Origin of the sequence: Streptomyces sp. Ag82_O1-12 (assembly GCF_900182715.1) — a bacterium.
GTDB classification, from domain to species: Bacteria; Actinomycetota; Actinomycetes; order Streptomycetales; family Streptomycetaceae; genus Streptomyces; species Streptomyces massasporeus.
On record NZ_FXUW01000001.1, the window covers coordinates 5,072,271 to 5,084,844 of the forward strand.

Here is a 12,574-nt window from a genome sequence, read left to right on the forward strand (position 1 = left end):
CAGGATCAACTGAGGAAAACCCCACCCTCGCGTGCCGGGCCCGTGACGGGCTGCTTACCCTGCCTTTATCAGGGCCTAGACTCCCGTGCGTACAGATCGTCGAACGGCGGCGTCCCCGTGAGCCGCAGCATCGTCGCAGGATCCAGGTCCGAGTTTCAGGGAGCGAGGGACGGACGTGCCGGAACCGACCGTCGTCACCACGACCGTCGTCGCGGCGGACTACTTCCAGTCCTACTCGGTCGTCGGACTGCTCGCCGTGGTCGGCGTGCTGTTCGTCGCCGTCGCCTTCGGAGCCGGCCGCTTGCTGCGGCCCGTCGTCCCCACCCCCGAGAAGCTCCTGACGTACGAGTGCGGCGTCGACCCCGTCGGCGAGGGCTGGGCCCACACCCAGGTCCGCTACTACGTCTACGCCTTCCTCTACGTGATCTTCGCCGTCGACTCGATCTTCCTGTTCCCCTGGGCGACCGTCTTCGCCGCCCCCGGCTACGGCGCGGCGACCCTGGTCGAGATGTTCATCTTCCTCGGCTTCCTGGCCGTCGGCCTGCTCTACGCATACAAGAAGGGCGTCCTGGCATGGACGTGAACCCCTCGGTGTCCGAGCCTGTCCTGCTGCCCGAGCCCAAGCGGCTGGGTGCCCTGGCCCGCCTCGCCCCCGAGCCGATGAAGGTCATCCTCAACTGGGGCCGCCGCTACTCGCTCTGGGTCTTCAACTTCGGCCTCGCCTGCTGCGCGATCGAATTCATCGCCGCGTCGATGGCCCGCCACGACTTCATCCGCCTCGGCGTCATCCCGTTCGCCCCGGGCCCGCGCCAGGCCGACCTGATGGTCGTCTCCGGCACCGTCACGGACAAGATGGCCCCGGCCGTCAAGCGCCTCTACGAGCAGATGCCCGAGCCGAAGTACGTCATCTCCTTCGGCGCGTGCAGCAACTGCGGCGGCCCCTACTGGGACTCCTACTCCGTCACCAAGGGCGTCGACCAGATCATCCCCGTCGACGTCTACGTCCCCGGCTGCCCGCCCCGGCCCGAGGCGCTGCTCCAGGGCATCCTCAAGCTCCAGGAGAAGATCGCCCGCGAGTCGCTGGCGGAGCGCTACGGCAGCGGGACCGGGCGCCCCTCGGCCGCCGCGCTGCAGAGCGGTCTCGTGCAACCCCCGGCCCCCGCGCCGGGCTCCGACGCGGGCTCCGACGCGGGCTCCGACCCGGGCTCCGGCTCGACGCCGGGGGAGGGACGATGACCGCCGTCGGCTGGCTGCCCGCCGACGCCGAGGAACTCTTCGGCCCGGACGCCACGGCCGAGGAGTCCTACGACGTCCTGACCGTCGACGTACCTCCGGCCGCCTGGATCACCGCCCTGGAGACCGCCCGCGACCGGCTCGGCTGCACCTACTTCGACTGGCTGAGCGCGGTCGACGAACCGGGCACGGGCTTCCGCGTCACCGCCCACGTCGCGGCCCTGTCCCCCCTGCGACGCCTCCTCCTGCGCACGACGGTCCCGCACGAGGCTCCCGCCCTGCGCTCCGCCGTCGGCGTCTACGCGGGTGCCGCCTGGCACGAACGCGAGACGCACGAGATGTTCGGCATCACCTTCGAAGGCCACCCGGCGCTGGACCACCTCCTCCTGCCCGAGAACTTCGAAGGCCACCCCCTGCGCAAGGACTTCGTCCTGGCCGCCCGCGTCGCCAAGGCCTGGCCCGGCGCGAAGGAACCGGGCGAGTCGGAACACGGCGGCCCCAAGCGCCGCCAGATGCTCCCACCCGGCGTCCCCGACCCCAACGAATGGGGCCCCCTCAAGGGCCAACTCCCTCCCGCCCCCACCCGAGGCGCCGGCCGCGCAGCGGGCGACCGCCCCACCCGAGGCGCAGCCCGCCCCGCGGGAGAACGCCCGGCACGGCGCACGCGCTCGGTGTCGGAGGGCTCGGCGAGCCAGTCTGCGGCCGGTGCGGAGACGCCGACCGGCGGGACGGGGGCTTCGGGCGGTGGTGCGGGGGCTCCGGCTGGTCCGCGTCGGGCGCGGTCGGTGTCTGAGGGCTCGGCGAGTCAGTCTGCGGCCGGTGCGGAGACGTCGACCGGCGGTGCGGAGACGTCGACTGATGGGGCGGGGGTTTCGGGCGGTGGTGCGGTGACGCCGACCGGCGGGGCAGGGGCTCCGGCTGGTCCGCGTCGGACGCGCTCTGCCGCTGAGGGCTCGGCGAGCCAGTCCACGCCAGCTGAGTCGGCCCCTCCGGCTTCGGCGGGTCCCCGGCGCAACCGCTCGGCGTCGCAAGGGTCGGCGAGTCAGCAGCGCGGCGGTTCCGCATCTCCTGAGCCCGGCTCCGCGTCCCCGGCTACCGGCCCCGGGTCCGCGACGCCAGGCTCCGCATCCCCGACCTCCGACGCCCCCTGGCACCATGCCCGCCCGGCCTTCGATGAACAGCCGTCGGTTACGCCCGAGAGCCCGGCACCATCGGAGTCGTCGAGTACGCCCGAGAACTCGGCACCATCGGAGTCGTCGAGTACGCCCGAGAGCCCGGCACCATCGGAGTCGTCGAGTACGCCCGAGAGCCCGGCACCATCGGAGTCGTCGAGTACGCCCGAGAACTCGGCACCACCGGAGTCCTCGGGCACGCCCGAGAGCCCGGACTCCAAGGACGCCGCGGATGCCCAGGACTCGGTGACGGAGCCGCAGCCCACGGACGACGACGTGAAGCCCGCCGTCGGCCCGAGCAAGCTCGAGGACCCTGAGGACACCGAGAGCCCAGGTAACCCAGATAACCCCGAGGATCCCGCAGGAGGCCCGCAGTGAACGACGTGCTCGACGTCGCCCTGCGACTCCTGGTCGTCTTCGTCGTCTTCCTCACCCTCCCTCTGGTCATCGGCCAGACCGAACACAAGGTGATGGCCCACATGCAGGGCCGCCTCGGCCCCATGTACGCCGGCGGCTTCCACGGCTGGGCCCAGCTGATCGCCGACGGCGTGAAGTTCGCGCAGAAGGAGGACGTCGTCCCCGCGGGAGCCGACCGCCGCATCTTCCAACTCGCCCCCGCCGTCGCCCTCCTGCCGTACCTCCTCGTCCTGCTCGCCATTCCCATCGGCCCCGGTGAGGGCGCCGTCGGCCAGGTCGTCGACGCGGGTGTCTTCTTCGTCCTGGCCGTCATGGGCGTCGGCGTCCTCGGCTCGCTCATGGCCGGCTGGGCGTCCGCGAACAAGTTCTCCCTCCTCGGAGGCCTGCGCACCGCCGCCCAGCTCCTCGCCTACGAGTTGCCGATGCTGCTGACCGCCGCCTCGGTGGCGATGGCGGCCGGCACCGTCTCCCTCCCCGGCATCCTCGACGCCTTCGAGTGGTGGTGGCTGCCCTGGCAGATCGTCGGCGCGATCGTCTTCTTCGTGGCCGGCCTCGCCGAACTCCAGCGCCCGCCCTTCGACATGCCCGTCGCCGACTCGGAGATCATCTTCGGCGCGTACACGGAGTACACCGGCCTCCGTTTCGCTCTCTTCCTCCTCGCCGAGTACGCCGGAATCGTCGTCCTGTGCGGCCTCACCACCGTCCTGTTCCTGGGCGGCTGGCACGGCCCCTGGGGTGCCGACGGACTCGGCTGGGTCTGGACCCTGCTGAAGACCGCCGTCCTCGCCTTCCTCGTGATCTGGCTGCGCGTCACCTACCCCCGCCTGCGCGAGGACCAGCTCCAGAAGCTGGCCTGGACCCTCCTCGTCCCCCTCTCCCTCGCCCAGATCGCCCTCACCGGCATCGTCAAGGTGGTGATCCAGTAACCATGGCCCCCATTCCCGGCAGTGGCCTCGCCAAGGGCCTGGCCGTCACCCTCCGCACGATGACGAAGAAGTCCGTCACCGCGCAGTACCCGGACGCCCAGCCCGACCTCCCGCCCCGCAGCCGCGGTGTGATCGGCCTGTTCGAGGAGAACTGCACGGTCTGCATGCTGTGCGCCCGCGAGTGCCCCGACTGGTGCATCTACATCGACTCCCACAAGGAGACGGTCCCGGCGGCGACCCCGGGCGGCCGCGAGCGCAGCCGCAACGTCCTCGACCGCTTCGCCATCGACTTCTCCCTGTGCATGTACTGCGGTATCTGCATCGAGGTCTGTCCTTTCGACGCCCTGTTCTGGTCTCCCGAGTTCGAGTACGCCGAGACCGACATCCGCGACCTCACCCACGAGCGCGACAAGCTCCGCGAGTGGATGTGGACCGTCCCGGCCCCGCCGGCCCTCGACCCCGGCGCGGAGGAACCGAAGGAACTCGCCACCGCCCGCAAGACCGCCGACAAACTCGCCGCCCAGCAGGCCCCGCCGGCCACCGAGCCCCACGCCGACGAGCAGGCCCGCGCCGCCGAGCAGCCCACCCTGCCGCAGGGCGACTCCAAGCAGCAGACCGACCAGCCGAAGCCGAAGCCGGACCGCCCGGAGCCGGGTGACGCGACGCTCGATCAGCCGAGTCCCGATCAGCCGAAGCCGGATCAACCGGAGCCCGATCAGCCGAAGCCCGGGCAGGAGGGCTCGGAATGACCCTCGCCATAAACGCCGCGCTTCTCGCGACGGGCCCGACCCCCGGTGCCGCCGCCGGAACGCACGGCTTCCTCTCCCCGACCGGCGTAGAGATCGCCTTCCTCCTGGTCGGCCTGGTGACCTTCGGCGCCGCGCTCGTCACCGTCACCACCCGGCAACTGGTGCACGCCGCCCTGTGGCTGGTGGTCACCCTCGGCGGCCTCGCCGTTGAATACCTCCTGCTCACCGCCGAGTTCATCGCGTGGGTGCAGGTCCTCATCTACGTCGGTTCCGTCGTCGTCCTCCTCCTGTTCGGTCTGATGCTCACCAGAGCCCCCATCGGCCGCTCCCCGGACGCCGACTCCGGCAACCGCTGGGCCGCCCTCACCGTGGCCGCCGCCGCGGCCGTCGCCCTGGTCTGGGTCGTCGTCGACGCGTTCCGCACGACGTGGATCGACCTGGACGGCCCCGCCTCCGGCTCCACCCAGGCCACCGGCTCCAGCCTCTTCCAGAACTGGGTCCTGCCCTTCGAGGCCCTCTCCGTCCTCCTCCTCGCCGCCCTGGTCGGCGCGATCGTCCTGTCCCGCAAGGCGAAGGCGGATTCGAGCTCTCCTCCTATGAACGCCCCGGCCGACACCGAGAGTTCCCGAACGGTTACAGAAAGTTCGGGGAGTTCTGAGCAGGAAGGTGCCCGCTGATGCACCTCGCCTATCCCGCCGTGCTCTCCGCGCTCCTCTTCTGCACGGGCCTGTACGGCGTCCTCGCCCGCCGCAACGCGATCCTGGTCCTGATGTCGGTCGAGCTGATACTCAACGCCGTCAACCTCAACCTGGTCGCCTTCGACGTCTGGCTCAGCAGGACCGCCGAGGAGACCCTCCACTCCGGCCAGGCCCTCACGCTGTTCACCATCGCCATCGCCGCAGCCGAGATCGGCATCGGTCTGGCGATCGTCCTCGCCGTCCACCGCAACCGCGGCACCGCGGACATCGACAAACTCCGCGACACCTCCGAGCGGCACGACCCCGACGACCCAGACCACGACGCCCGCAGGGCCGGGCAGCCAGACGAGGCCAAGAAGGCTGAGGCCACCGCGTGACCACGACCACCCTCGCCGTCCTCGTCCCCCTCCTTCCGTTCCTCGGCGCCGCCGCCGGCCTGCTCCTCGGCCGCACGGCACCGGGCTTCGCCCGCCCGCTCGCCGTCCTGCCGACGCTCACCTCCCTGGTGCTCGCCGCAATGGTCGCCGTACGTCAGGGCGGCGGCGCGGCCGTCGACTCGGCCACGGAACTCACCCCCACCGGCTCGGTGCCGATCGAGCTCGCCCTGCACATCGACGGCTTCGCCGCGCTCGTCGCCGTGCTGGTCGGCCTGGTCGCATCCTGCGTGCAGATCTACTCGACGGGCTATCTGCGCGACGATCCGCGCTACCCCTCCTATGCCGCCCTCGTCTCCCTGTTCACCTCCGCGATGTTCCTGGTCGTCTACTCCGGCGACCTGATCGTGCTGCTGGTCGGCTGGGAAGTCATGGGCATCTGCTCCTACTTCCTGGTCGGCCACTACTGGGAGACCCCGGAGGCCCGCGCCGCCTCCCTCAAGGCCTTCCTGGTGACCAAGCTCGGCGACGTCCCCTTCCTCATCGGCCTGTTCGCTCTGGCCACCGACGCCGGTTCGTTCCGCATCACCCGGATCCTCGGCACCGTCGCGAGCGGCGGACTCGACCACCCGACGCTGATCGCCCTGCTGCTCCTCGCCGGTGTGGCGGGCAAGTCGGCGCAGTTCCCGCTGCACACCTGGCTCCCCGACGCGATGGCGGGTCCGACTCCCGTCTCCGCGCTGATCCACGCCGCGACGATGGTCGCCGCCGGTGTCTACTTCATCGCCCGGCTCCTTCCGGTCTTCGAGGCCTCCCAGGCCGCGATGGTCGTCCTCGCCGTCATGGCCGCTGTGACGATGACCGGCTCGGCACTCGCCGCGCTCGCCCAGGACGACATCAAGCGCGTCCTCGCCTACTCGACGATCGGCCAGCTCGGCTACATGACCGGCGCCCTCGCCGTCGGTGACCGCGGAGCCGCCGTCTTCCACCTCCTGTCCCACGGCGCCTTCAAGGCGCTGCTGTTCCTCGCGGCCGGCGTGATCATCCACGCCGCCGGGACCAACTCACTCGCTGCCATGTCCCGCATGCGGAACCTGCACGACCGCGTCCCCGACGCCTACTGGACGATGACCGTGGCGCTGCTCGCGCTCGCCGCTATCCCGCCGTTCAGCGGCTTCTTCTCCAAGGAGGCCGTCCTCGGCGTCGCCGAGCACGTCGTCACCGGCCACACCGAGCACGCGCCCGCCGCGGCGGGCTGGATCGTCCTCGTCGCCGGTCTCGTCGCAGCCGTGCTCACCGCCGCCTACGCGATGCGTCTGTGGCTGCTGGCCTTCCGGGGCCGGGGCATCGAAGCCCCCGACCACGGCCGGCAGCCGCTGACGATGACCGTCGTGCTGTGGGTGCTGGCCATCCCCTCCCTGGCTCTCGGAGGGTTCGCGTTCCGCCTGCTGCCCGACTGGTTCGACGGCCGCGACCTCAGCCCGACCCTGACCACCTCCGTGCTCGGCACGGGCGTGGCCCTGGTCGGCGGCATCGTCACCTACGCCGCCTGGCGGCACACCACCGCGCTCACCGCCCGTGTCCCGCTCGGCGCGGTCGCGGCCCACCCGGAGGCCCCCGCCGCCCAGGTCGAGGCGGAGGCCATCGCCACGCACGAGCCGGCCTACGGGGACATCGCCTACGCGCCGGACCCCGCCGACCCGGGGCGTCTGCTGCTCGGCCCCCTGCACCGGCACGCCGCGGCCGGATTCCACCTGGACGCCGTGTACACGGCCCTCTTCGTCCGGCCGGTCCAGGCTGGAGCGAGCCTCGTCCGGTTCCTCGACCGCGAGGTCGTCGAGACCTACGTCCGCGGCGCGGGTGCGCTGCCCCGCTGGCTCGGCGCCGCCGTACGACGCGCCCAGACCGGCAACGTCCAGACCTATGTGAGCGCGCTGCTCGCCGGCACCGTAGTCCTCGCGGTCGCCGTCGTCCTCGCCGCCACGGGAGCGTGAGCAGGCGTGATCGATATCAACGAGTCCGTGATGCAGTTCCTTCTGGCGTTCGTCGTCGTCGGGCCGCTCCTCGGCGCCGCCGCCGCTCTCCTGCCGGCCCCACCCGGACTGAAGGGGAAGTCACCCGAGCAGGCCGTGCTCCGGCACGGCGTCACCGTCACCGGCGCGGTCCTCATCGCGGCGATCGTCCTCGCGCTCGGCTTCGACCACGACCAGCCGTCGAAAATGCAGGCCAGCACCGACATCAGCTGGATCCCCGCACTCGACGTACGCATCTACCTCGGCATCGACGGCATCTCCCTCCCCCTCCTGGTCCTGACCGCGCTGCTGACCTTCCTCTGCGCGCTCTACTCGTACTTCAAGATGCCCGAAGGGCCGACCCCGAAGGCCTTCGTCGCCCTGCTGCTCGTGCTCGAGTCCGGCACACTCGCCACCTTCGCCGCCCTCGACCTGGTGCTGTTCTTCCTCGCGTTCGAGATGGTCCTCATCCCGATGTACTTCCTCATCGCCCGCTGGGGCGGCGAGGGCCGGAGCCAGGCCGCCTGGCGATTCATCCTGTACACGCTGCTCGGCTCCGTGGTCATGCTGCTCGGCCTGCTCCTGATCGGAATCAAGGCGGGCACGTTCGACATGGTGGCACTCGCCACTGACAACGGCCGGTCGCTGACCACATCCGTGCAGGTCATCGCTGTTTTGTCGATCGGCATCGGGCTCGCCGTCAAGACGCCGATGTGGCCGTTGCACAGCTGGCTGCCCGACGCCCACACCGCAGCGCCGACCGTCGGCTCGGTCCTCCTGGCCGGTGTCCTGCTGAAGATGGGTACGTACGGGTTCGTCCGGATCCTGCTGCCCATCGCGCCGGACGGGTTCCGCACCTTCGCGCCCTACCTCGCCGCCCTGGCCGTCGTGGGCATCATCTACGGATCGCTGGCCTGCCTGGCCCTCGCCAAGCAGGGCGCGAAGGGCGACCTCAAGCGCCTCATCGCCTACTCCTCCGTCGGCCACATGGGCTTCGTCCTGCTCGGCATCGCCACGATGACCCCGACCGGCGTGAACGGCGCCCTGTTCGCCAACATCGCCCACGGCCTCATCACCGGCCTGCTCTTCTTCCTGGTCGGCGCCCTGAAGGACCGCACCGGTACCACCGACCTCGACACCCTCGCCGAGGAGACCGGAGCCGCCCTCTACGGCAAGGCCCCGCGCCTCGGCGGCCTGCTCGCCTTCGCCGCCGTCGCCTCGCTGGGACTGCCCGGGCTGGCCGGCTTCTGGGGCGAGATGCTGGCCCTGTTCGGCGCGTTCCAGCCGGCGGAGGGCCTCAGCCGCTCCGCCTTCCTCACCTTCATGGCGATCGGCGCGTTCGGCACCCTGCTGACAGCCGCGTACCTGCTGATCGTGGTCCGCCGCGTCTGCATGGGCGCCCTGCCCCAGGACGCCCCGAAACTCACCGACGTGCGCTCCTACGAGTTCGCGGCGTGGACCCCGCTCGTCGCCCTCACCATCGTCGCGGGCCTGTGGCCCAAGGCACTCCTCGGCCTGAGCGACCCGGCCGTACAGCAGCTCCTCGCAGGAGGCACCCGATGAGCTCCCCGGCCCAGCCCCTGGCCGCCTCGCTGGTCCAGTCCGTCGACTGGCTCACGATCGCCCCGCCCACCATCGTGGCGGTCGTCGGACTCGTCGTCCTGGTCGCCGATCTGTTCGTCGCCGAGCACCGCAAGACACTGCTCGGCTGGACGTCGGTGGCGGGCCTCGCCGCCGCCACGGCGATGCTCCTGCCCCTCCTGGACGGCGACCGCAGCACCTTCTGCCTGACCGGCGACACCGCCGTGTGCAGCTACACGGCCGACCGCTTCACCCTGGCCATCCAGTTCCTGGTCCTCGGCGGCGCCCTCCTCGCCGCCCTCCTGTCGGTCACCGCCCTGAAGGACGCCCGCAAGGAGCTCCCCGAAGGCGAGTACTGGTTCCTGCTGCTGTCCTCCGCGGCCGGCGCCGCCCTCCTGCCCGCCTCCCGCGACCTCGCGACCCTGATCGTCGCCCTGGAGGTCGCCTCCCTGCCCGCCTTCGCGCTGGTCGGCCTCAAGTACGGCGACCGGAAGTCCTCCGAGGCGGCCCTGAAGTTCTTCCTGTCCTCGGTCACCGCGACCGCGGTCAGCCTCATGGGCATCAGCTTCGTGTACGCCACCACGGGGACCCTGTACCTCACCCAGGTCGCCGACCGTATCCAGGACGTCGACGGGCAGTTCCACACGCTCGCCCAGACCGGAGTCGTCCTCACCCTCGTCGGATTCGCCTTCAAAACGGCCGCCGTGCCCTTCCACTTCTGGGTGCCCGACACCTATGTGGGCGCGCCCCTGCCGATCGCGGCCTACCTGTCGGTCATCGGCAAGGCGGTCGGCTTCAGCGGCCTGATCCTCGTCACCGTCGTGGCCCTCCCGTCGTACGCCGACGTGTGGGGTCCCGCACTGGCGGTCCTGGCCGCGCTCACCATGACCGTGGGTAACGCCGGAGCCCTGCGCCAGCAGGCCACGCGCGCGTACAGCGCGGTACGCCTGCTCGCCTGGTCCTCCGTCGGCCAGGCCGGCTACCTCCTGGTGCCGATCGCCGCCGCCGCGTACTCCGGGGACGCCGAGAAGTCGATCGGCTCCACCGTCGCCTACGCCCTGATGTACGGCGCCGTGAACCTCGGCGCCTTCGCCGTGGCCGCGCTCGTCGGCCGGACGAAGGTCCTCAACCGCGTCGCCGACTACCGCGGCCTGTACGCCTCCAGCCCCGCGTCCGCGCTGCTCCTGGCCTTCTTCCTCCTGTGCCTCGCAGGGCTGCCACCGGGCATCATCGGCCTCTTCGCCAAGGTCACCGTCTTCTCGGCGGCCATCGACGCCGGCCTCGGCTGGCTGGCCGTGGTCATGGCCGTCAACGTCGTCATCGCGCTCTTCTACTACCTCCAGTGGACGGCCCTGCTCTTCCGCGCCCCTGAGGGGGAACCCGAGGAGCACCGCGTTCCCGGCCCGGTCACCGCCGCGATCGCCGTGACCGGCGTCCTCGGCATCGCCCTGTCCGGCGCCCCCCAGCTGGTCCTGCGCTTCACCGACACCGGGCTCTTCTGAACGGTCCGGCACCGGGCTCTTCGGCGACAGACCGACACCGGTCTTTCTGCAACAGCCCGGCACTGGGGCCTTCTGCAACAGACCGGGCTCTTCGAAAACCGGCCGCTTACACCGCGCGCGGTGTGGCACTCGCCCTCACGCGCGCGTGCCGCTTCCCGGTGCCGTCACCCGGACGGTCCACACCCGCCGCCGCACGGGCCAGGGAACTAGTGCTTCCCGCCTGGCGTTGACCAGTACGGGAAGGTCCACTGGACGTGAGACGCGGCACCAGTGGCACCGCAGACACAGCAAGCAAGGGTCCCCCTGCCGTACCACTAGGAGGACGTACCGTGCACCGCCGGCACAACGGGCTCAGGACGGCGATCCTCCTGGGAGGACTGTCCGCACTCATCATCGTCATCGGCAGCTTCTTCGGCCGCATGGGGCTCGTCATCGCCGTTCTGGTAGCACTGGCCACCAACGCGTACGCGTACTGGAACAGCGACAAGCTGGCACTGCGCGCTATGCGAGCCCGTCCGGTGAGCGAGTTCGAGGCCCCGGCGCTCTACCGCATGGTCCGCGAGCTCTCCACCCAAGCCCGCCAGCCCATGCCGCGCCTGTACATCTCCCCGACGGAGGCACCCAACGCCTTCGCCACGGGGCGCAACCCGCGTAATGCCGCCGTGTGCTGCACCGACGGCATCATGCGCCTGCTGGACGAGCGCGAGCTGCGCGGCGTCATCGGCCACGAACTCAGCCACGTCTACAACCGGGACATCCTCATCTCGTCCGTCGCAGGCGCCCTCGCCTCCGTCATCATGTTCCTGGTCAACTTCGCCTGGCTGATCCCCATCGGACGCTCGGACGACGATGACGGCCCCGGCCTGCTCGGCATGCTGCTGATCATGATCTTGGGCCCGCTTGCCGCCTCGCTCATCCAACTGGCCATCAGCCGCTCCCGGGAATACCAGGCGGACGCCTCCGGCGCCCAGCTCACCGGCGACCCGCTCGCCCTCGCCAGCGCTCTGCGCAAGCTCGAACTGGGCACGAAACAGCTCCCGCTGCCGCCCGAACCGCGCATCGAGACCGCCAGCCACATGATGATCGCCAACCCGTTTCGGCCCGGTCAGGGCCTCTCGAAGATGTTCTCCACACACCCGCCGATGGCGGAACGCATCGCCCGGCTCGAGAAGATGGCAGGTGGGAACCAGTGAGGACCATACTCAACGTCATATGGCTCGTCCTGAGCGGCTTCTGGCTGTTTCTCGCCTACATGCTCGCGGGCCTGCTGCTCTGCATCACGATCATCGGCATCCCGTTCGGTATCGCGGCCTTCCGCATCGGCGTCTACGCCCTGTGGCCCTTCGGGTACACGACGATCGAGCGACGTGACGCGGGCGCGCCGTCCTGCGTGGGCAACGTGCTGTGGCTGGTGCTCGCGGGCTGGTGGCTCGCTCTCGGCCACATCGCCACCGGCATCGCCCTGTGCGTCACCATCATCGGAATCCCGCTGGGCATCGCCAACTTCAAGCTCATCCCCGTCTCGCTGCTCCCGCTCGGCCGCGACATCGTGCGGACGGACGAGCCGTTCGCGGTGCGCTGACGGAAGGGCCGGCGGCCCGCCGACTACAGCCCCACTTTCCACAGCCCCGGGGTTATCCACAGGCCCGCCCGGTTGTCGGCGGCGACCCGCATGATGAACCCATGACCGCGACCGAGCAGTTGCCGACCCGTACGACGGCCAATACCCACACCACTCGCCCGCAGGCCACCACTTCGCACTCCGCGTCGGCTGCCTCGGTGAAAGGCGCCAAGAGACCCAGGCCACGCGGCTTGGAGGAACCCGGTTCGAGAGGCTCCTGAGGCCTGGCCTGGCCCCCGTCGGGCCCCGTCTGGCTCCCTCCCGGCTCGACCCGGCCACCCGACCCACC

Annotated in this window: 12 protein-coding genes; all 12 read left to right on the top strand. The window is 70.7% G+C overall.

What is annotated here, in order from left to right; all coding sequences use genetic code 11:
- Positions 1-175 precede the first annotated feature (175 nt).
- The 12 genes from QOL88_RS23335 (at position 176) to QOL88_RS23390 (ending at position 12,246) form a co-directional block, all read left to right on the top strand.
- Complete coding sequence (locus QOL88_RS23335; RefSeq protein WP_030234112.1) at positions 176-583, top strand: NADH-quinone oxidoreductase subunit A; 408 nt, start codon at positions 176-178, stop codon at positions 581-583.
- The gene (locus QOL88_RS23340; RefSeq protein WP_097219169.1) at positions 574-1,236 is read left to right on the top strand and encodes an NADH-quinone oxidoreductase subunit B; all 663 of its coding nucleotides are present in this window, start codon (positions 574-576) and stop codon (positions 1,234-1,236) included. The genes QOL88_RS23335 and QOL88_RS23340 overlap by 10 nt, the downstream gene beginning before the upstream one ends.
- Positions 1,233-2,783 (top strand): NADH-quinone oxidoreductase subunit C, encoded by a 1,551-nt coding sequence (locus tag QOL88_RS23345; RefSeq protein WP_097219170.1) that lies wholly within the window; start codon positions 1,233-1,235, stop codon positions 2,781-2,783. Before QOL88_RS23340 ends, QOL88_RS23345 begins: the two co-directional genes overlap by 4 nt.
- On the top strand, positions 2,780-3,748 hold the full coding sequence (locus QOL88_RS23350) for a complex I subunit 1/NuoH family protein (RefSeq protein ID WP_097219172.1): 969 nt from the start codon (positions 2,780-2,782) through the stop codon (positions 3,746-3,748). Before QOL88_RS23345 ends, QOL88_RS23350 begins: the two co-directional genes overlap by 4 nt.
- Positions 3,749-3,750: 2 nt before the next feature.
- On the top strand, positions 3,751-4,497 hold the full coding sequence (locus QOL88_RS23355) for a NuoI/complex I 23 kDa subunit family protein (RefSeq protein WP_097219174.1): 747 nt from the start codon (positions 3,751-3,753) through the stop codon (positions 4,495-4,497).
- Positions 4,494-5,174: an NADH-quinone oxidoreductase subunit J family protein gene (locus tag QOL88_RS23360; protein WP_097219176.1), complete on the top strand. Its 681-nt coding sequence runs from the start codon at positions 4,494-4,496 to the stop codon at positions 5,172-5,174. The genes QOL88_RS23355 and QOL88_RS23360 overlap by 4 nt, the downstream gene beginning before the upstream one ends.
- Positions 5,174-5,572, top strand: coding sequence for an NADH-quinone oxidoreductase subunit NuoK (gene nuoK, locus QOL88_RS23365; protein ID WP_097219178.1), 399 nt, complete (start codon positions 5,174-5,176; stop codon positions 5,570-5,572). The genes QOL88_RS23360 and nuoK overlap by 1 nt, the downstream gene beginning before the upstream one ends.
- Positions 5,569-7,563 carry an NADH-quinone oxidoreductase subunit 5 family protein gene (locus tag QOL88_RS23370; protein ID WP_097219180.1) on the top strand — a complete coding sequence of 665 codons (1,995 nt, stop codon included), beginning with the start codon at positions 5,569-5,571 and terminating at the stop codon, positions 7,561-7,563. Before nuoK ends, QOL88_RS23370 begins: the two co-directional genes overlap by 4 nt.
- Positions 7,564-7,569: 6 nt before the next feature.
- Positions 7,570-9,144 (top strand): complex I subunit 4 family protein, encoded by a 1,575-nt coding sequence (locus QOL88_RS23375; RefSeq protein WP_097219182.1) that lies wholly within the window; start codon positions 7,570-7,572, stop codon positions 9,142-9,144.
- A complete protein-coding gene (locus QOL88_RS23380) occupies positions 9,141-10,664 on the top strand; it encodes an NADH-quinone oxidoreductase subunit N (RefSeq protein WP_097219184.1) in 1,524 nt (507 codons plus the stop codon). Before QOL88_RS23375 ends, QOL88_RS23380 begins: the two co-directional genes overlap by 4 nt.
- 329 nt (positions 10,665-10,993) lie before the next feature.
- Positions 10,994-11,857 carry a zinc metalloprotease HtpX gene (htpX, locus tag QOL88_RS23385; RefSeq protein ID WP_097219186.1) on the top strand — a complete coding sequence of 288 codons (864 nt, stop codon included), beginning with the start codon at positions 10,994-10,996 and terminating at the stop codon, positions 11,855-11,857.
- Entirely contained in the window at positions 11,854-12,246 is a 393-nt protein-coding gene (locus QOL88_RS23390; RefSeq protein WP_031108328.1) for a YccF domain-containing protein, read from the top strand. The genes htpX and QOL88_RS23390 overlap by 4 nt, the downstream gene beginning before the upstream one ends.
- The last annotated feature ends 328 nt before the right edge of the window (positions 12,247-12,574 follow it).

Coding starts and splice junctions, on each gene's coding strand:
- QOL88_RS23355 (WP_097219174.1), top strand. CDS start 3,751: ATGGCCCCCATTCCCGGCAGTGGCCTCGCCAAGGGCCTGGCCGTCACC.
- nuoK (WP_097219178.1), top strand. CDS start 5,174: ATGCACCTCGCCTATCCCGCCGTGCTCTCCGCGCTCCTCTTCTGCACG.
- QOL88_RS23345 (WP_097219170.1), top strand. CDS start 1,233: ATGACCGCCGTCGGCTGGCTGCCCGCCGACGCCGAGGAACTCTTCGGC.
- QOL88_RS23380 (WP_097219184.1), top strand. CDS start 9,141: ATGAGCTCCCCGGCCCAGCCCCTGGCCGCCTCGCTGGTCCAGTCCGTC.
- QOL88_RS23360 (WP_097219176.1), top strand. CDS start 4,494: ATGACCCTCGCCATAAACGCCGCGCTTCTCGCGACGGGCCCGACCCCC.
- QOL88_RS23340 (WP_097219169.1), top strand. CDS start 574: ATGGACGTGAACCCCTCGGTGTCCGAGCCTGTCCTGCTGCCCGAGCCC.